The 20,484-nt window shown below is 51.4% G+C and carries 13 protein-coding genes; 3 read left to right on the top strand and 10 right to left on the bottom strand.

Annotated features, from left to right (window positions below; genetic code table 11):
• Positions 1–114: 114 nt before the first annotated feature.
• The 5 genes from EOW68_RS16700 to EOW68_RS16680 all read right to left on the bottom strand — a co-directional run bounded on the left by EOW68_RS16700 (position 115) and on the right by EOW68_RS16680 (position 6,034).
• Complete coding sequence (locus tag EOW68_RS16700) at positions 115–750, bottom strand: glycosyltransferase family protein (RefSeq protein ID WP_431359015.1); 636 nt, start codon at positions 748–750, stop codon at positions 115–117.
• Positions 751–752: 2 nt separating this feature from the next.
• Entirely contained in the window at positions 753–1,670 is a 918-nt protein-coding gene (locus EOW68_RS16695) for an alkaline phosphatase family protein (protein WP_128226302.1), read from the bottom strand.
• Between the two features lie 66 nt (positions 1,671–1,736).
• Positions 1,737–2,849 carry a glycosyltransferase family 4 protein gene (locus EOW68_RS16690; protein ID WP_128226301.1) on the bottom strand — a complete coding sequence of 371 codons (1,113 nt, stop codon included), beginning with the start codon at positions 2,847–2,849 and terminating at the stop codon, positions 1,737–1,739.
• 74 nt (positions 2,850–2,923) lie between these two features.
• The gene (locus EOW68_RS16685) at positions 2,924–3,973 is read right to left on the bottom strand and encodes an NAD-dependent epimerase/dehydratase family protein (RefSeq protein WP_431359014.1); all 1,050 of its coding nucleotides are present in this window, start codon (positions 3,971–3,973) and stop codon (positions 2,924–2,926) included.
• A 243-nt stretch (positions 3,974–4,216) separates the two neighbouring features.
• Positions 4,217–6,034 carry an ABC transporter ATP-binding protein gene (locus EOW68_RS16680; protein WP_128226299.1) on the bottom strand — a complete coding sequence of 606 codons (1,818 nt, stop codon included), beginning with the start codon at positions 6,032–6,034 and terminating at the stop codon, positions 4,217–4,219.
• Positions 6,035–6,295: 261 nt separating this feature from the next.
• Between EOW68_RS16680 and EOW68_RS16675 the strand changes: the two genes are divergently transcribed.
• On the top strand, positions 6,296–7,345 hold the full coding sequence (locus EOW68_RS16675) for a bifunctional UDP-4-keto-pentose/UDP-xylose synthase (RefSeq protein WP_128226298.1): 1,050 nt from the start codon (positions 6,296–6,298) through the stop codon (positions 7,343–7,345).
• A 29-nt stretch (positions 7,346–7,374) separates the two neighbouring features.
• Here the strand turns inward: EOW68_RS16675 and EOW68_RS16670 are convergent, their stop codons facing one another.
• The gene (locus EOW68_RS16670; RefSeq protein ID WP_128226297.1) at positions 7,375–9,111 is read right to left on the bottom strand and encodes a carbamoyltransferase family protein; all 1,737 of its coding nucleotides are present in this window, start codon (positions 9,109–9,111) and stop codon (positions 7,375–7,377) included.
• Between the two features lie 209 nt (positions 9,112–9,320).
• Between EOW68_RS16670 and EOW68_RS16665 the strand changes: the two genes are divergently transcribed.
• Positions 9,321–10,553 (top strand): glycosyltransferase, encoded by a 1,233-nt coding sequence (locus tag EOW68_RS16665; RefSeq protein WP_128226296.1) that lies wholly within the window; start codon positions 9,321–9,323, stop codon positions 10,551–10,553.
• A gap of 132 nt (positions 10,554–10,685) precedes the next feature.
• Here the strand turns inward: EOW68_RS16665 and EOW68_RS16660 are convergent, their stop codons facing one another.
• Positions 10,686–11,918, bottom strand: a complete 1,233-nt coding sequence (locus tag EOW68_RS16660) for a glycosyltransferase (protein ID WP_128226295.1) — start codon at positions 11,916–11,918, stop codon at positions 10,686–10,688.
• An 830-nt stretch (positions 11,919–12,748) separates the two neighbouring features.
• On the opposite strand from EOW68_RS16660, the gene EOW68_RS16655 reads away from it, so the two are divergent.
• On the top strand, positions 12,749–13,498 hold the full coding sequence (locus tag EOW68_RS16655; RefSeq protein WP_431359013.1) for a hypothetical protein: 750 nt from the start codon (positions 12,749–12,751) through the stop codon (positions 13,496–13,498).
• Positions 13,499–13,624: 126 nt separating this feature from the next.
• Here the strand turns inward: EOW68_RS16655 and EOW68_RS16650 are convergent, their stop codons facing one another.
• The 3 genes from EOW68_RS16650 to rfbB all read right to left on the bottom strand — a co-directional run bounded on the left by EOW68_RS16650 (position 13,625) and on the right by rfbB (position 20,435).
• Positions 13,625–15,244 (bottom strand): DUF6298 domain-containing protein, encoded by a 1,620-nt coding sequence (locus EOW68_RS16650; protein ID WP_431359016.1) that lies wholly within the window; start codon positions 15,242–15,244, stop codon positions 13,625–13,627.
• A gap of 343 nt (positions 15,245–15,587) precedes the next feature.
• Positions 15,588–19,178, bottom strand: a complete 3,591-nt coding sequence (locus EOW68_RS16645) for a carbohydrate-binding protein (RefSeq protein WP_128226292.1) — start codon at positions 19,176–19,178, stop codon at positions 15,588–15,590.
• Positions 19,179–19,511: 333 nt separating this feature from the next.
• Complete coding sequence (gene rfbB / locus EOW68_RS16640; protein WP_128226291.1) at positions 19,512–20,435, bottom strand: dTDP-glucose 4,6-dehydratase; 924 nt, start codon at positions 20,433–20,435, stop codon at positions 19,512–19,514.
• Positions 20,436–20,484: the final 49 nt, after the last annotated feature.

Below are 20,484 nucleotides of genomic sequence, written 5' to 3'. Positions count from 1 at the left end.
CGGGATGGTCTCCGAGCTGAGACCATCCCTGGAGATGTTCAACTAGCCCTTGCTGAAGGTGCATATCTCCCCGATTGGTCGCCTGCTACGAGACAGTGGCGAAATTCATTGGGGCTAAACACGTACTTTATTTTTAAGCAATTCCTCTAACCACTTAGAGATAGTTATTTTGGACAATGGGAGGCTATAGCTTTGGTCGACCAATTCTTTCTCTCTGCGAGCCTCCTTATTTGGGGGAGTTATCTCTTTCATCTCGATAGGATACTGGTCTGGCTCTGAGGCCAATCTACCAACTCTCTCCCATGAACGCTCATCATTCCAAGTTTTCCAGATTTCATAATGCTGTACAAAATATACTTTTTTACCTTTTGATTCACCAAGTGACGCCACTAAATACGATGTCTCCCAAGAGGTAGCTATGGTAATATCAGCGTCAGGAATAAAAAACTCTACAAGAGAAATAGCGTTAGGAGCTATTGTTGGAATTGGAACTAATTCGACTTCAACATCAAACCAATCAACGGAATTACTTCGAACAACACGCTTAATTGTACCGAGGAATTGTGTTATTCTTGATCTGTAATCGGTCCATTCTCTATCCATTCTGGGCGGAACCACAGGATATATTATTTTTACGTCGTGGCCCCTTTGAGAAAGCCGATTCGCATACTTAAAAACGACTCTTATACCGCCAGCAATTCCGGTTCCTGGGAGAACAAAATTTATTTTCATTTTAATATATTGGGACAATCTTATTCAACGTACCCCAGTGCTTTTAATCTCTTTTTTTGAACTTCACTACTAGACTGAACAGTCCCTTCGGGAGGTGAACTTTCTATCTCTCGCCTGTTATCTGATTCTATTTCAACCCATGGTACCTCAATTAACTCAGGTAAATACAGACTGTGAAAGTGGTCATACCCTCTCACTGGTATAGGGTACATCCTCTCTCCCAACATTTCTCCATGATCGGATGTGATTATAATTTTCCCGTCAATATTCACCAACAAATCCTTCACATGTTCTAATACTACTTGTAGATTTTCAGTATATGCCTTCTTTACTTCCTTTACGTCAACATCTTTTGGATAATACATTCCTCGATGCCAACCCAATTTGTCCCACACATGTTCCCCTATTACTCCAAAGAATGGTAGATGTGGCTGCATATAATGAACGATAATTCTTTTTTTGGGATACTCTTTGTGTGCTTTTTTTGCTTCTTGAGTCACCACACCTGGTGGTGCTTGTTGAGCCGTGTCTTCCCAAGTCTCATCTAACTTAATTGTATGAAACGTATCTTCAGGCAGATCCGTAATATATGGGTTGGAAGTTATGTAAACTGTATCGTGGTACTCTCCATCATAAAATGTTTTTTGAAAATACTCGCGAGATTGACTCCCTGGTGCAGTTCTCTTTTCAACTACTCCCCACTCTTCCGGACAGTTTTGATTAAAAATGTCGTATCGGCATGCATCCAATATGATCGCTGTATCCCAATCTTCATCCACCAAATTGTGTCCATTCATACTTGGCCCAATTAAAGAAAAGTAATGTTGGTTAATCCGTCGCCCATAGTAATTCAGTTCAAGTGGTATCTGAGAAAGGGCACTCTTTGGGTCTGTGACAGCCCTGTTCAAAACGGTCAGTAAATATTCGCTCAGAGCCATATCTGTTAATTGTATTAAAATGATCCTATAATAATGTTCTCGTATATTTTGTAGAATTGGTATGAATTAACAGGTTGTTTGACAGGTTTCTTCAAGTTGACAGACGATCTGATCCCAATCGTACTCCTGTGCCGTGGCGACACAGTCATCTTCCGACATGCTCACTCGCGCAGTCTGGATCCCCTCTGCAATCTCTTTTTTGCTCGGAACACAGATTTTGCCGGTCACACCATCCTCCACCAGTTCTGTCGAGGCGTTCTGTGGATTTCTGATTGTGACGACCGGGGTCCCACAGGCCAGTGCTTCCAGTACAGTTATGCCGAACCCTTCGCGTCGCGATGGGTGCGCAAGCACATCGGCGGCTTTTATTAGACCGAGGACCGGTTCGTGCTCATCTATGAATCCGGGACAGGACACGTTGTCTTCGAGACCGAGACGTTCGATCAGTGCGGTCATCGCATTGTGCTCTGGACCGCCGCCAACGAGCCCGCAGTTGATCTCCGGGTCGGTCTCAGCGAGTTCTGCGACGGCTTCTACGACCAGATCGGGGTTCTTCTGTTCGATGAACCGCCCGGCGAACAGGACATCGCCATCACGATCAGCTGGTTCGACGCTCCGGACTGCATCGAGATCGATCCCGTTCGGGACCAGGCGTGCATCGGAGACGCCGAGGTCTTCCGCGTCGTCTCTCGTTCTGTTCGAAACGGCGATATGACCGTCCGGGACCTGTGCAGCCATCCGTTCGATTGCCTTCCCGAACACCCCTTTCCGGCCAAGGTACTCGTACCAGTAGTCGCCCCAGATCTCGTGCCAGGTCATTACCAAAGTCGATCCCCTGAGGAGCGAATGGAGTTTGCTCGGAAAACACGGGAAGTACGGAAACTCCTGACAGTCGATGATGTCGAACTGTTCGTCGAACAGCGGTCGAACAAGCTGTCGGCTATAAGAGAGCACTTCGGGAATCGAGCGACGGCCATCGACGTAGAGATCCTGCGCCGGCCCAACCCCATGCAGGACGACGCCGTCACTCTCGATGACCGATGGCCCGTCCCAGTACTTCAGACCAAACCAGTGGACATCGTGGTCGTCGGCGAGCCGCCGGGCAACCTCCCATACGCGCTTCTGGACACCGCCGGTTTCCCAGGGATATACAGCGTCATAAATGTAGGCGATGCGCATCACTCTCCCCACCCCGTCCCATCGCTTCGTTTTTGATGATCAGTGCACGGCGTACTCAGGGGTAGAAACATCGTTCACTCCCGGTTTTTGTACCACGACAGAAACCGGTCGATCCCCTCGTCGAAGGAAACCATCGGGGCCCAGTCGAGCGTTTCACGAGCGCGTGAAACATCCGAGACGTAGACTTTCTGATCGCCCTCTCGCCACTCGTCGAAACTCACATCGGGCCTCTGCCCGGTCTTCTCCTCAAGCAGGTCGAGAAATTCAAGCAGTGATGTGGTACAGTCTAGTCCTCCACCGATGTTATAAACGGCAGGTTTGCCTGCTGGATCCGATAGGAACGCATCGTACGCCCGCACAAGATCGTCGACATAGAGCACGTCCCGGACCTGTTTCCCGTCGCCGAATATCGTGAGTGGTTCCCCGCGGAGCGTGCTGAGTGCGAAGTGAGCGACCCAACCCTGATCTTCGTTGCCGAACTGCCGTGGGCCGTAGATACAGCTCATCCTGAACGCAGCAGCCTCTACCTCGTGTCGTTTCGCGTAGTCCTGTACGTATAGGTCGGCTGCGAGTTTCGAGACACCGTATGGTGTATGCTCACAGTCGTCGATCGGGAAGGATTCCGGGATCCCCCGGTCGAACTCCTTGTCATTGTACCAGTACCGGCGGTCCTCCTCGCGGACCGGGATGGAGTTAATATTGTTACCGTACACTTTGTTCGTCGACGCAATAACTACTGCGGGATTGCTGTCGGCTTTGCGGGCCGCTTCGAGGATATTGAACGTTCCCTCCGCGTTCACTTCGAAGTCAGTTCGCGGGTCCTGGATGCTCGCCGTGACAGCGACTTGGCCTGCTGTGTGGACGACGGCGTCGTGTCCCTCGACAATGTCATCGACGAATTCCTCGTTACGGACATCCCCCTTGACTAGCTCCACGCTGGGGTAGTTTTCTTCGAGATACTGCCAGTTGTACGCACCGGTGTCTCTGCTCTCGTCGGCAGTTTCGAGTGTCTCTGTCCGCGAGAGATTGTCCAGTGCTGTTACCTCGTTGCCGTTCTCTGCATAGTATTCGACGACGTGGCTGCCGACAAATCCTGCTCCGCCCGTAACGAGCACGTCCATCATAGCTACAGTAATCAATGGCTGTGGTAAATGTTCTTTGTTCAGCATGTTTTCGGATCGAGACAGTCACAGCCAAGGGCGCGGTCACCAGTGTCTGATCGCATGCACGCGGAAGTTTCGCCCGTTCTTTGCCTGTGCAGTCCTTACAGTTCCGTCCAACATTCCGAGGCTCGACGCACTGTTTGATAGCAACATTTTGCACCTGTTGGACCAGTACACAGATTCGTTAGCAATGGGACGAAATTGTCAATCTTCCGTCCACGCCGCATCGATCTCTTTTGACTGGGTCGCGTACAAAGCCGAATACTCTCCCTGTTTATTGAGTAGTTCACGATGGGTCCCGCTCTCGACTATCTCTCCATCCTCCATCATGTAGATGCAGTCGGCGTCCGTTACAGTCGAAAGGCGGTGCGCTATCGCGATCATCGCGTAGTCCCGCTCCATCGCTTCGATCCCGCTGTGCACTCGCTCTTCCAGGTGGCTGTCGAGATCACTCGTCGCTTCGTCGAGAATCAATAGATCTGCGTCTTTCAGCAGCGCTCTGGCGATTGCGACTCGCTGGCGCTGGCCGCCCGAGAGCCGGACGCCTTCCTCCCCGAGCATCGTATCGAACCCCTCGGGCAGTTCGTCGAGAAACTCTGTCACCTCTGCGATCTCACAGACCTGTCTAACCTTGCGGTCTGTCGCATCACGGTTCCCGATTGTTACGTTGTATCGTAATGTTTCGTTGAAAATAAACGGGTCTTGCCGAACCACCGAAATCCGCGACCGCCAGTCGCCGATATCGTATTGGCTGATTTCTGTCCCGTCAGCGGTGATCTGCCCGCCGTCAGGTTCGTACATCCGGGCAAGCAAGGAGACAATCGTGGATTTCCCTGCTCCGGATGGACCCACGAACGCCGCAAAATTACCGCGCTGGATATCGAACGAGACACCCTGTAGGACCTGTTCATCACCGGCGTCGTACGAGAACTCGACATCTTCGAAGCGTGTTTCCCTGATCGGTGACGGGACGGATTCACTCCCCGTCGGTTCCTGAACCTGTTTGAGCTCCGTGACGAACTCCTGAGTCCGAACGAGATGGGGGAGCGTGCTCTGGGCCTGGTAAAATACGTCGTTCAGCTGACTCAGTTTCGGCCCGAGACGAAACACGGCAAACAGGAACAGGCCGAGTCCACCGAGTGTTAGCGAAGCCAGTTGCGTCCCAATATAAATCAACCCAAAAAGTGCAACCGCTGTCGCGAACTGACTCGTACTGTTGATCAGTGCCTTGTTTCGTTCCTGTGAGATTGTCCCAGTCACATACTGGTCCATCGCCGTCTGGAACTTTTCAAATACTTCGCTGTTTAACCCAAAGAGTTTAATATCACGAATTCCCTCCGTCCCAGCCTGTACCGACTCCTGAACCAATTCGTTAGCCTCTGCGACCCGTTCCCCGATCGAGAACCCTGACTCAAGAATATACCGTACACCGAACATGAAAACGACGAGTACAATCCCCGTGGTGAGCATCAAGAATGGAGCTACTAACAGGGCGATAAGCAGATAGACGGTACACATTAATGTGAGATTGAGCGTCCGGATGAGATGGGTGATCGTTCGTCCGGCGTATTTGGTCTGTGTGATAATCGCGTTGAGCATTTCCTCTGACCCTTTTGTATCGAAGTAGCTGACCTCTGCATTCAGGGTGCTTTCGAAAGCTCTTGTCCGCATGTCCTTTACGTAACTCGTGCGTAAAATCACAGCCGCCCACATTGCAACGAAACTCGTCGCGTAGCGCACGGTGATAATAAGAAGGACGCCTACGATGAGATATTCCATCGTGAACGGCACACCGAGGAATTCGTACAGCTGTTGAAATACTCCGAGCAATCTGGAGTCTCCTGATGGGCCGTCACTCCCCTCTGCGGCCTCGATAATAGGTAGAATGAACCCCAATCCAATACCTTCTAATGAGGCCAAAACAAGGTTGAGGACGACGACAATAGCCGTCATCAAGGGACGGTACCGTGCGACGTCAAGTAGCGTTCGTATCTGCTTGGTCCAGGAAAGATTCTCGTCCATTCAATATCACCGTTTTTATAGCTAACAAATAAGTCTTCTCCGCCAACAATTAACGATTCCACTTAGTCAGATATCATGGCTAAATATTCTAGTGTTATCGTTAGTATCTAATCAACTATTGATAAATATACTAATTTACATGGGTTTACTCTCGAAATCAATGGTATACTTCCGCCCATACTGAGCTGTGGGTTTCACTGCTGGTGGTAATTTATATTCCCTCCATAACAAAATGTCACTACTCATATCTGTACCCAGAGCATGGAAAGTATCGCACTTTTCGGAGGAGGTGGGTTTATCGGATCCCATCTTGTCAGAGAGCTGCTGAACGAGGAGTACAAACTGATCGTCGTCGATCTCTCCAGTGAAAAGATCAGAGATGTATTACCACACCCTAAGATAGAGTACCTGGAGCTGGATATACGAAACGATGAGAACGATGCCAAGTTTAAACAGATTGTAGACGACAGTGACCTCGTGGTTGATCTGGTTGCCTACGCAAACCCGGTACAGTACGTCGACAAGCCGGTCGATGTTGTCGAGTTAAACTATCACGACAACATGAAAATTGTCGAAGACTGTGCGGAGTTAGATACCAGACTGATACAGTTTTCCACCTGCGAGGTGTACGGCAAGATGGGTGGGCGGAGTGACGGGAACCCCGTATTTGAGGAAGACGAGTCCGATCTCATCATGGGTCCTATCCATAACCAGCGCTGGATTTACGCGACAGCGAAGCAACTTCTGGAGCGGATGGTGCATGCGTATGGCATAGAAAAAGGCCTCGACTGGTCGATCATTCGACCGTTCAATTTCGTCGGTCCCGAGATGGACTACATCATAACCTCACCGGATGAGGGAACCCCGAGAGTATTCGCGAGTTTCATGTCCGCGCTGATGTACGATCATACGATGTATCTCGTCAACGGTGGAACGAACAGACGTTCGTTCACGTACATTGATGATGCGGTGAGAGCTATCAAGCATGTTGTCGAAAACGAGGGCAAGCAGTTCTCGGGTGAAATCATCAATGTCGGCTCACCGGAGAATGAGGTAACCGTCGAACAGTTCGCCCATCTGATGCGGGACATCTACCAAGATATAAGTACAGATGGATCGCTTCCCGAGGTGGAAGAGATATCCGGTGAAGCGTTTTATGGGGACGGATATGCGGACTGTGAACGGCGAGTACCCGATATAAGCAAGCTAGAACGTGCAGGATGGGAGCCAGAGTACGATCTACGTGAGTCTCTGGAAGAGGCTATGCGATACTATATCGAGAAACACGAAGAGAAGCAAATCGCAAAATAACAGTGAAGTAGTTGGGCGTCTAGTTCTGGTTATTTATCCTTCGTTGCACTCTTCACAAGGCCAGGTTGCTTCCCCTCAACAGACTTTTCAACAATCACATCGCCGAGGACAAGGGTATCGAGTCCCATTCCGTAGAAGTCTTTGATCGCTTCGGTTGGCGTATTAACGATCGGTTCACCGCTATCGTTGAACGACGTGTTTAGCAGTACCGGGACACCTGTGATATTTTCAAACTCGGACAGCAGTTTATGATAGCGGGGGTTCTGCTCCTTGGAGACGGTTTGCGGGCGAGTCGTGTCGTCTGCAGGGTGCAGGACGGCCGAAATCTGGTCTTTCTTGTCGTCGTAGACGTCGAACGTTTTGATCATGTACGGCGCAGGCATGGCATTGATTAGATACTCGTCTGCTGCTGACTCGAGGAGTGATGGCGCGAATGGTCGCCACTCTTCGCGGTGTTTGACAAACCTGTTGACTCTGTCCAGTGAGTCTCTCGTCCGCGGGTCTGCCAGAATACTCCGATTGCCCAACGCTCTCGGCCCCATCTCTAATCGACCCTGGAACCACCCGACCAACTCACCGTCTGCGAGTCGCTTTGCAACCTCTTTGGCGAGTTGATCGGGCTCGGTGTAGTTGATCTTGTACTCGTCCAATTTTTCTTCGATCGCTGTGGTCGAGTACGATGGGCCCCAGTATACGGTGGACATCGCGTCGAAACTGTTCACGCCCGCCTCGAGTATCCCAGCGCCAACTGCAGAGCCAGCGTCTTGGGCGACAGGTTGTATGAATATATCGTCGACGGCATCGAGTTCCATCACCCGCTTGTTCATCTTGCAGTTCAATGCGACGCCGCCAGCGAGTGCAACGTTGCCGATACCGAGCTCGCGGCTGTACGTTTCGACAATATCGGCGACTGTTTTCTCGATGAACCACTGTGCAATGTGTGCCAGGTCTTTCTCCCAGTCCGAGAAATCACCCCCTCTGGATTTTTTCGGTCTACCGAACGCAGCCTCCAGTTTTGGAATTGATTCGCCAGTGTGATAGTTGAGAGCACTTACATCATACTCAACGCCTGGTTTGACCAGATCCAGGAGTTTGTCCGCGATCTCTTCATTGTATTCCCCGTATGGAGCAAGACCCATGATCTTTCCTTCGCCGTTGTTCAATCGATACCCTAGATACGCCGTTATCGTGCCGAAGAACCCGCCTAGACTATTCGGAAATTCGTATGTCTTCACTCGCTCCAATCCGTCTTGATCCCCTTTCCAGACGACTGTGGCGTCCTTTTCTCCCCGACCATCGACACTCACGACGAGCGCTTCGTCAAACGATGAGAGCGAAAATGCACTCGCTGCGTGACAATAGTGATGATTATAGGTTTCGACGGGTGGCACTGGCGATCCAATCTCCGACAGGTTCTGCTGGATCTTGTTCGATGCTACCTTGTAATTCCGCAGGTTGTGGAGAAACCGATATCCCTTCTTTGGGAGTTCAGAGTGACTCAACGCAAGACGCGCGTCGTATTTTGCCTTCGATTTCGGTTCCCAGGAGATAGCGACTGTGTCGAGTTCAGAGAGCTCAACGTCACAAAAATCTAAACACGCTTCAACAGCCTGTTTCGGGAACGTTTCACGTGAATGTTTCCGTCGGTTGAATCGCTCTTCTTCTGCACCAAATACGATCTGACTGTCCTCAATTATCACTGCTGCCGGATCATGTGAACCAGTTCCTTCAGTGGTTGGATTTATACCCAGTATTCGCTGGACCATAGACGACAATCAGTTGACTTGTACTCGTATTAACTGTTTGCGATAGTAGTGGTGGGTATGAAGAAGATACATGCGAAAGTACAATCACAGTTGGACGAATCCGATGTCGTGACTATTTTTATCAGAATAGCCATCGAATCCCGGTCCAACAGTTTGGTGATGTTTATCTTGGCACAAGATTAATTCTCGTTCCGGGGTAACAAACAGCTATGGATATCGGGTTAGTAGATCTCTATACAAATGGCCATCATCTTCCCTATGCAGCAAGAACGAGGCAGGCGCTCGATGATTTGTCGGACCACGATGTGCAGTTCATAACTGTATCCGAGACACCCCGCAGCAAGGAACTGTTCGACCCCAACAAGATTCGGTTTCTGGAAGACCCCGATTCGCCACCCGTCGAGGACCGCGAACGGTCGTTTGATGCCCTGGCAGAGGATATGATCGCGGACTTCTACTCGAACGACCTACATGCGGAGTTTGATGCCCTCCATTTTTTGTTTGCAGACGATATCCTGGGTCCGCTTTTCCGACACTCCCCGAGTACCGACGGGCCGCGAATCGTGGGAGAACTAAATGGTGTCTTTTTCGAACGGAAATTACCACTGCGACAGCGATGCATCCACCCCGCGTTCCTGACTCTCCTCAAATCCCCATTTGGGGCGGTAATCGATACTGCCGTCCCGAACCATACCGATCACGAACAGTTATGGCGGGATTTATACATCTATCGTTGTCTCAAAAACGAGATATTTGACAACGTGATAGTCCACTCGAAGGAGGCTAACGCGTATGTTTCAAATCTGGATACGGCGGGGAGAACACCGATCAAGCGGATTCCCTATCCCGCTCCGGTTGATTTTGGCGCCAATATAAGCAAGAGTGAGGCGCGCGAAGAACTGGGTCTCCCTCCTGACGATTCGTTGCTTCTATTTTTCGGCACCCTGCGGGAGGAGAAGGGTATCCACCGTCTCCTGCGCGTGCTTCGAAATTACAGTGGGCCGGAGTTTACGATGTGCATCGCCGGACCGCCAGTCAACGTGACAGAACAACAGGTTCTATCGATCCAGGACGAGTCGTCGGTTACGATCATCACTGAACTCCAGTATGTTGATGGGCCAGAGGTGTATTTCCGGGCAGCTGATGGCTTGATTTTGCCGTATACCCGCGAGTTCGGGAAAGAGTGCACGAGTCAGACACTCGAAGAGGCAAGCAGCTCGTTGCTGCCTGTTATTGTCCCAAACTTCGGTGCTGTCGGTCGCGTCACGAGAGAATGGGAGCTTGGCAGTACCTATACAAAGGGCTCTGATGAAGCCCTCGAAAACGCAATGAGGCAATTTGCACGCAGTGGTGTCTCTCACTCCCAAGCACAGATGAAACAGTACAACCGTCGTCACAGTTACACGCAAGCAGTGAGTGCACTACGTACTGCTTACAACTGAACCGAAGACTGATTACTTGAGTTCGAACATAGTTGAATCCCTGTTGAATACAATAAAACATTTTGTTACATTGTCTGTCGTTCTCTGTTGACTCTCTGGCAATAGCTGACAGAATCGAGACGGTCTACACCTTCACCGGCCTAACTTTCGATATGTTTCCGACACACGCGACACTGTCTTTTCTTTACTGTGCTGATTGGCGTAGCGCTCCATCTGGTCTTCAGAAAACGGTGTGTCGCTCGTCACAAATTCAGCTATGACCGCTGCGAGCGATTCGGCGGAGTCATGCTCGAATGTCATTCCCAAATTCTGTTCGGTAGTCAAACGACCAAGCACACCAAAATCCGGCGTGATGATCGGTCGGAGCGAGCCACAGGCCTCCTGGAATATCATACTCATATTCTCTTTTCCGAACTCCCACTGATACGGCATCAAAACGCCATTGACTGCTCTGTAGTAAGGCCCCGGATTCTTGATAAACTCGAGTCTCGAAATGATGTTGACGCTGGATTCCCTGTCGGTTTCCTCTATCTCTTCAGCAGTCGTCGCAACGGGTGGACCGGCAATGAGTAACGTAAACTCCGGCCCACTGTACTTTCGCATCGCATCCAGCAACAACTGGATTCCCTTGTCAGATCTCAGTGTGCCGAAAAACAGAAGTATCGTTCCCGATTCTGGCAGACCGAGTTTTTGTCTCGACGCAGCCTGTGTGAACTCAGCTCTGTACTCCGTCGGGACCGGGAACGGGATGTGTGTCGACTGTTGCTCGAATCCGAACTGATCGACGTACTGCTGCGCCTCAACGGAGTGGAGTAACATTTCGTCGAATACCTCATCTTTCATGGATCTGTAAAGAAGGAGATCACGCCACATCGCCTGGTGGGATGTATCCTCCGGGACGAGAAAGTCCAGTGCCGGTGCTACTGGCGACTGCAATATTTTCAGGACCAGCGGATGCGTGTACCTATTCCTGAGCACTGTTCCGCGTGTAAAGAATGGACCGATAAGATCACCAATGGCGCTCGTACTCCCTGTCCAGTGACGTTGCACTGGACCTAGGATATCGTCGATGTATAGAAAATGAACGACATCGTACTTTTCCGAGCCAGCAAGCGACGACAACTGTGACACTTTTTCTTCCGCAATTTGGGTGAAGTCCTCCTCTCTCTCCTCAATTTTTGGCGATCCAGGTGGGTCAAGATAGACGATATTCTCGGGAGCGAAGTAGTCAGACTGTCGTTCCGTCGCGGTGAGGGTGATGAAATCAACCTCATGCTCGGTAAACTGATCTACTGCCTGTTGCACTGTATTGGCGTAGGGGAGGTGGTGTCCGGTCGCATACAAATCGAAAAGTCCGATTTTCATTGTGTTTGGTTAGTAATGGTTTCCAACTCTGACATATTTATCAGCGTTGATTAGTCGCGTCACGTCAAATATCCTTGATTACTCATTGGACGGCGAATTAAAAAATACTCTTGATCGCCAGTATGGTGCTACTGAGACAACTTCTGTGAACGATCAGCAGTTAGCCGGTACCCGTATTAGTGAACAAAGTACCTCGGTCAAAAGCTAAACGTAACAAACCTGATAGATACGTTGGTAGTTCCTGATGTACACTTTTTAATGAATCGGTAATGAAGCGACGCATATCTCGCTGCCGATAGAGATGCTTCAGGCAACCACTCCGCGAAGTGCTCCACGATCTCGACATCAGACCGCTGATTCAATTACCGTATTTCGCTCTGTACGACTACCCCCACGATGCGAGGATCGACGGACAGCACTCTAATCACCTTCTGCAACGAAGACCGTGAACTCGGCTGACAAGCGCTTGATTGACTTCATCGTGCAGCGCGCTTCTGTTTCCGTGAGTTCCGAGAAGTTGCCCTGTGTATGTCGTCCATGACATCAAGCATGGTGCGAAACAGTGTATTCCGCCCGCCTGTGACGAATCAACACAGCCATTAAGAATATTTATTAAGCCATTTGGAGTGTAGATATAGTGTTATGTGTCGGCGTGTCAAAATTGGGTCTAATTAATGATTGGAAAACTCTCACGCGTGGATACTTCCTTTATAAAGTATATTAAAAAACGTTTGTCAGATTTCATCCCAAGTGTTTTTATAATACACCACCTCTGGCGATATCGAAACATCGTACGCCGGTATATACGATTGATACAGTATCCTAAATCGTTGGCTGAGCCATACGACCTGATACACGTCCCGCCTTGTAGTGTTGATTATATGATGACTCGGCAGTTTTCATACCAGAAAGAAGCGAATCTAGATTTGACACACATCATTGGCGGAGACTGGGACCGAGTCGTGCCGAATGCAGAGGTGCTTTTTTTGAACTCTGTCGAACAAAAATTTGACCGTCGCAGGATAATGCCGTTGAGTAACTGTTGTTTTTATCGCTCCGTTGTTAACCATATCAGAAACGGAAAACCGTGGGAAGAAACGGAATTTAACGAGTTGTTGACAGACGCGGACAGATTTCAATTAGACCGGGAGTGGGAGTATAACAACGAGAATGGCCGCGAGTGGCGGTTTGATCAGCTTGATAGACTTGCTTGCTCAATGAGAGAGGACGGATATAAAACACAGAGGGAGTGTAGAGAGGCTGATATCTCCGGACACGACAAGTTTAATCCTTCACTCCGCTCCAGTGAATTCCCACCGGAGTCTCACGAGGTGGCGATCAACATTGGACGCGACGGAAAATTAATACTTGACGAGGGCCGGCACCGGTTCATGATCGCTCGGGCACTCGAGCTTGATTCAATTCCTGTACGGGTCTTTGTTCGACACGAGCAGTGGCAGCAGAAACGCTCTGAGGCCGCCCGCGCGGCGCACCCATCTGAAGTTAGCAAGGATGTACGTTGTTATCTCTCACACCCAGATATGTCTGATGTGGCAAACTTTGATATGCGGATAGACTGATCTCGCCACTCATTCTATTCATCTGACTCAATTATATCAAGATTATCCTGTTGATGGTATCACCGTATTCCGAGTAACGGACCAAGCCTCTCTTCTGGCTTGGATGCTGGAAGAAAGTTCAGCCAGCTACGGTCGGACCAAGACAGCCCAGTGGCCCGACTGCGGCGTCGTGAGGGTAACAACCTCACCAGAGAGTGTCTTTGAGCTGGCCCAAGAGCGATTTTCGATGTCGCGCCATTCGACAGTCACGTTGCCGTTCACGTCACTAACATCCAAACCGACGCTGCCGGCACCTTTGAAGTATACCGCATACACTCGTCCGGGGTCGGCCATCATGTATACCTCTTTTCCGTCACGGTTTTCGATCAGGTGATTAATTTCTTGATGGGGTTGGACGGCGTATGCTCCACCGACAGCGTTGAGCACGAGCTGCTGCGTTTCGAGGTGAACTTTTGCTTTGTCCTGCAGGCCAATCCCCCAGTCACAGTCGCCGAGTGGTCCGCGGTGGTACCGTGCGGCTGCTGCTCCAGCCATGAGACACCGCCAGACCATTGCTGCGCCGTCGTCACTGCAGTCGTAGTTTTTGACGGCGTTCATCGGCATGGGCTGGCTGGCGAGTTCGTCGTACGACGCGGCGAGGTCGGTGAAGTGGTCCTCTCCGTTCAGTTCGGAGTGCTGTGAGACCTCCGCGAACTCGAAGACGTCGCGGGACAGTGACGGCTGAACGCTGCCGTGGTTGTCTTTGTCGTTCATCTCTCCGATATAAATCTCTCGGCCAGCGTCGGCGGCGGCATCCTTGAGGAAGTTTGCCCAGTAGAGTGACCACTCTAACGCTCCCCGACGCTCGTTGTGTGGGAGGTAGATGACGTTGTCGTAGTGGAGTGTTATGTCGAGGATGCGCTGGACGAACGCCTCCTGATACTGGCGCACCGTCGAATCGTCGTTCAGTGATGGTACTGTCTTGAAGAACGGATTGGTCGTCTGTATCGGATCGTCGGTCCACGCGGTTTCGAGCGTGGTCGTCGATTCGTCGTAGGTGACGTTGTTGGCGGGGTTCCAGGGGTGGGCGTCCCAGCGGTCACCGTAGAGATCCCAGCCGTCCCAGAGTTCGATGGAGACGATAATCTCCCGTGACTGGGCTTCGGCGAGGTAGGTGTCCAGACGATCGAAGTACTCGGTGTTGAACTGCGTCAGGTCGTAGCCCGAGTCCGTCCGGTCGAACGCGTAGATGTTGTCGGTGCCGAATTTTACGCTGTCTCGGTCAGACATGACGTTTCGGACGAAGTTGCCACCGAGACTGGCGAGGGTGTCCAGCCAGGTGATCGCGTCGTAATCATCGTCGGAGTTGATATACTGGAATGGGTTGTCCTGCTGATCGCCGCCAATGAGTGTGATCGGCTGGCCGTTGTACTCCCAGTATCGGGGACTGTCTGCGGACGGCTGGATCGGGCCGTCGGCAGCAGGCTGCTCGGACTCTGTTTCCGTTGCCGTCTCGATTTCTGTTCGGCCGTCACTGTAACTCGCCAGACACTCTACCTCGTACTGGTGTCCCTCTCCATTTTCGCCGCTGGCGACAAGCCGTGTGGTGTCACTGGCGGAGTCGCCCGACACGCTCGGGCTAACAGTATCCATCTGCTCGCCTGTATCGAGATTTGTCAGCGTCAGTTGGACCGACGACAACTCACTGCCAGTATCGCTGACACTCCAAGCGGCGTCGAATGCCGCGTCGCGGTTGTCCGTTTCCACTTCGGTCAACCGTAAACTGGTGATTGGCCCCTCTATTTGATCGTTGTCGCCAAATATAGCACAACCGGCAAGTCCGACAGCACCTGCAACTCCTAGCTGCTGAAGAAATGACCGACGCCCAGGTATACGTCTATCGTTATTTCCAGATGTCATTTTCGCCTCTTTATACATGTTGCAACCTACTGCAAAAAATATTGCGTGTGAAACATATTCTGTGGAGTCTCGGAGGTTGTCTCGTATAAAACCCTCTTGTAGACTCTGGTCGAAACCTTGCCAGCCTGACGCAGTCGTCTACTTCGACGTTCAGCTGCAATGCCGAAACTGTGCGTATCTCCCAGCCGGATTACGGCTTGACGATCGCAGCCCAGTGGCCCGACTGCGGCGTCGTGAGATCGATTACATCACCGGACAGTGTCTCGGAGTCGGTCCACGAGCGTCCTTCGATGTCGCGCCATTCGACAGTCACGTCGCCGCTCACGTCAGTTATATCCAGGCCGATGCTTCCGTTTTTATTCCCACGTTTGGGGAAGTAGACGGCGTAGACGCGGCCGGGGTCAGCGAGCATGTATGCCTCGTCTGTTCCCCGATATGAGATGAGCGAATCGACTTCTTGATGGGGCTTGACAGTATGTGCCCCACCGACAGCCTTGTCAACAAGGCGTTGGGCTTCGATGTGTGCTTGGGCCTTTGACTGCAGGCCAATCCCCCAGTCACAGTCGCCGAGTGGTCCGCGGTGGTACCGTGCGGCTGCTGCTCCAGCCATGAGACACCGCCAGACCATTGCTGCGCCGTCGTCACTGCAGTCGTAGTTTTTGACGGCGTTCATCGGCATCGGTTGACTGGCGAGTTCGTCCCATGAGGACGCGAGGCTGTTGAAGTGGTCTTCGCCGCTGCGTTCGGAGTGCTGGGAGACATCCGCGAACTCAAAGACATCGTGAGTCAGTGACGGTTGGACGCTACCGTGGTTATCTTTGTCGTTCATTTCACCAATATAAATCTCTCGGCCGGCGTCAGCGGCGGCATCTTTGAGGAAGTTTGCCCAGTAGAGTGACCATTCGACTTCGTGGCGGCGTTCGTTGTGTGGGAGGTAGATGACGTTATCGTAGTGGAGTGTTACGTCGAGGACGCACCTAACGAACGCTTCCTGATACCGGCGCACCGTCGAATCGTCGTTTAGTGACGGGACCGTCTCGAAGAACGGATTGGTTTTTTGCATCGGGTTGTCAGTCCAGGAGGTTTTGAGCGTGGTCGCCGATTCAGAGTAATTGATGTTGTTGGCTGGGTTCCATGGGTGGGCGTCCCAGCGGTCACCGTAGAGATCCCAGCCGTCCCAGAGTTCGATCGAGACGATGATCTCTCGTGACTGCGCCTCGGCGAGGTAGGTGTCTAGACGGTCGAAGTATTCGGTGTTGAACTGCGTGAGGTCGTAGCCCGACTCGGTGTTCTCGAACGCATAGATATTATCGGTCCCGAACTTCACGGCATCCCGATCGGCCATGACGTTTCGGACGAAGTTGCCGTCGAGACTGGCGAGCGTATCCAGCCAGGCGATCGCGTCGTGATTATCATCGGAGTTGACATATTGGAATGGGTTGTCCTGCTGGTCGCCGCCAATAAGTGCCACGGGCTGGCCGTTGTACTCCCAGTATCTCGGATGGTCCGCAGATGGCTGAATGGGACCGTCGCCGATGCTTGGTTCGGACTCTGTTTCCGTCGCGGTCGCAGAATCAGTGTTCTGTTCACTGTCTCCAACGATACACTCTACCTCGTACTGAAACTTCTGTTCGTCTTCGCCGCTGGCAAGGAGACGAGTTTTATCACTATCTGCAGAACCTGATACGCTAATGCTTACATTGTCCATCTGCTCCGCCGTATCGAGGTTTGTAAGAGTCAGTTCAACAGTCGAAAGATTGCCATCATCGTCACTGAGTACCCATTCGGCATCGAACTCCGCATCATTATTGTCGGTTTCGACCTCGAACAACTCCAGTGAGTCGACAGTCGGGCCGACGTCGTCTGTCGCACCGGAATCCACGAAATCGACCCAGTTGAGGTTGAAACCACCGCCATTGAAATCAAGATGAAGGATCTGTTCGCCACCGGACAGACTCAGATTTGGAATATCCATGGTGATCCACTCCTGCCAGCCGCCGGTGTCCGGCACGTCGACAGTTCCGATAGTTTGCCCATCTAGCAGGACATCTATCGATCCGGCTGACCCCTTAGAGGCAACCCGGAGGAGGAGGTCGTATGTGATTGATGTATCGGTCACATCCACAGTGTATTCGAGCCACTCGCTATCTTCGATCCAACCGACATTGTACTCACCGCTGTTGTCGTTCACAACTTCAATGTCGACATCCGTCTCACGGTATGCACCACCATTGTTGCCATCAGAAGTGTCGTGGTAGGCGACACCCTCGCCGCCAGTGTCGAAGTCCTCGGCCTCGATGAGGCCAGGAAGCGGCCACGCCGACCCCCCGAAGGGTTCCTGACCACTTGGTTCGGTTTCGGTCGCCGTTTCGGTCGCCGATATCGAGTTCCCGCCAGAATCGGTCACGGTACAGGCCGTTTCGTATGCGTCTCCCGATCCATCCTCGCTGCCTGCGACAAGTCGTGTTGTGTCTTTGGCCGACTCACCAGAAATTGAGACGTTCGTAGAGTCGACAACTTCATTGGCTGTCGTATTCGTCAGCGTGAAACTGATGCTTTCAAGATCACTGTCGGTATCGCTAACTGCCCAGGACGCATCGAACTCGGCGTCGCTGTTGTCTGTCTCAACCTCGGAGAGGTCCAGCGAGTCGACAGATGGAGTTGCGTTTGCTGGTGTATCCGACGCGACGAAATCGACCCAGTTGAGGTTGAAATCACCGCTGTTGAAAACCACCCTGAGGGTTTGCTTGCCGCCGCTTGACGGCGAGATATCTGCTAGTTCAACGGTAGTCCATTCTTGCCAGCCGCCGGTGTCCGGCACGTCGACGGTTCCGAGCGACTCGCCATCAAGCGAGACGTCAATCGATGCCGAACTGTTTTTGCCCGCCACACGGAACTGAACATCGTATACCGTGTCTGCGTCAGTTACATCGATAGTATATTCGAGCCACTCGCTGTCCTCAATCCAACCGACGTTGTACTCGCCGGTATCGTCATCCACTTGCTGAATATCGACGGCTGTGTCACGATAGGCACCACCTTTGTTACTTTTTGTCGTGTCGTGATAGGCGACGCCTTCACCGCCGGTATCGAAGTCTTCAGCTTCAATCCGTCCAGGAACAGGCCAGGCTGTTCCGCCGAACGGTTGCTGGCCGGTCCCAGTCGTGCTGAAATCGATCCAGTTGAGATTGAAATGTTTACCGTTGAAATCCAGCCGGAGAATCTGTTCGCCGCTGTTTGGTAATGTGACGTCGGTCAGCTCGACGGTGGTCCACTCCTGCCAGTCGCCGGTGTCGGGGACGTCGACGGTTCCGACCGACTCGCCACCAAGTGAGACGTCAATTGATGCCGAACTGTTCTTGCCTGCTACGCGAAACTGGATAGTGTAGGTTGAATCCGGCTCAGTAACATCAATCGTGTACGCGAGCCACTCGCCGTCATCAATCCAACCGACATTATAGTCGCCGGTTTCGTCGTCGACAACTTCGATATCGACATCTGTTTCCCGATACGCTCCACCTTTATTTCCACCACTTTCGTCGTGGTATGAAACACCTTCACCGCCGGTATCGAAGTCTTCGGCCTCGATCCGCCCGGGGACCGTCCATGCAGATTCACCAAACGGTTCACTGGTTGCTGCTGCCTCACCTATGGCAGCCCTGGTCCCACCAGCACCCAGTGCAGCAACACTCCCGATTTTTAGGTAAGCACGTCTTGATAAATTTTGCCCGGAAATAGTATTATCTTTCTCATCTCCACAGTTTTTATCGTTTTCGTCCATGACCGTTAGTAAACTTCTAACTATAAGTGTATTGTTCGAAATTTTGTTGAATTTAAATAAGATTAATAAATATTAAATACTTTTTATTACGTTTATTATTATAATACATACATATATATATACCAGTTCCGACACGTACGACGGAGCGCGACAAAATATCACGTTAGGTGGTATATACTTGAGTTCACATTATAATCCCGCCCGCTAGTCAGAAGGATGCAAGCAGATATTTGATCGCGGTGCTGAAATTATTTTTTTTCTCGGAGATAATCAGGTTCTAACACAACAGCGAGTGTTCGAAAGTGGCAGAGTATTGATGGGTGAGCGATTATACTAATCGAGGTAGAACTCGACCGTTTCGGCGAGTCCCTCGTCGAACTCCCACTTAGGTTCCCACCCGAGATCGGTAATCTTCGTCGTTTCCAGGGCATACCGCTGGTCGTGTCCGGGTCGATCTTCGACGAATTCGATGAGCGATTCCGAGCTACCGGTCGCCGCCAGAATCTGTTCTGTTACCTCGAGGTTAGACAGCTCCACACCGCTCCCGATGTTGTACACTTCACCTGGCACCCCTTTCTCCAGCACGAAATCTATTCCGCGACAGTTATCTTCGACGTATGTCCACTCACGGATATTCGAGCCGTCACCGTACACAGGAAGGGCCTCATCCTTTGCGGCATTTGTGATGAACTTCGGGATGAGTTTTTCTGGGTGCTGTCGCGGACCGTAGTTGTTCGACGAACGGGTTATCAGTACAGGGAGGTCGTATGTTGTGTAGTAGCTCCGAGCGATCAGGTCGGCACCTGCTTTCGTCGCAGCGTATGGATTCCGGGGATTGAGCCGATCCGTTTCGGAGAAAACCCCATCAAGCACCTCCCCGTACACCTCGTCTGTCGATATCTGGACAAACCGCTCGATGTCGTGTGATCGGGCCGAATCCAGGAGTGTTTGCGTCCCCTGTATGTTCGTCGAGACAAACGGCTCTGCAGTATCAATCGACCGATCAACGTGTGATTCGGCAGCGAAATTAACAATGGCGTCAACATCTTCCACGAGATCGTCAACGAGGTCCCTGTTCCTGATGTCTCCTTCCACGAACCTGTGGCTGTCACTGTCAAGCGTCCCTTCCAGATTCGATCTGGATCCGGCGTAAGTAAGCGCATCCAGTGTGATGATGTCGTGAGTTGTGTTCTCAAGCGCGTAATGAACGAAATTAGAACCGATAAACCCAGCGCCGCCAGTTACGAGTAATTTCATCGTGGCTGAATTTGTTCCTATATGATTTAAGTTTTCCTCGGCCCCGATT

This window comes from Halovenus amylolytica, from assembly GCA_004015825.1.
Taxonomy (GTDB): Archaea; Halobacteriota; Halobacteria; order Halobacteriales; family Haloarculaceae; genus Halovenus; species Halovenus amylolytica.
Note: the sequence above shows the minus strand (reverse complement) of the source record. Positions and strands in the feature narration are given on the sequence as shown.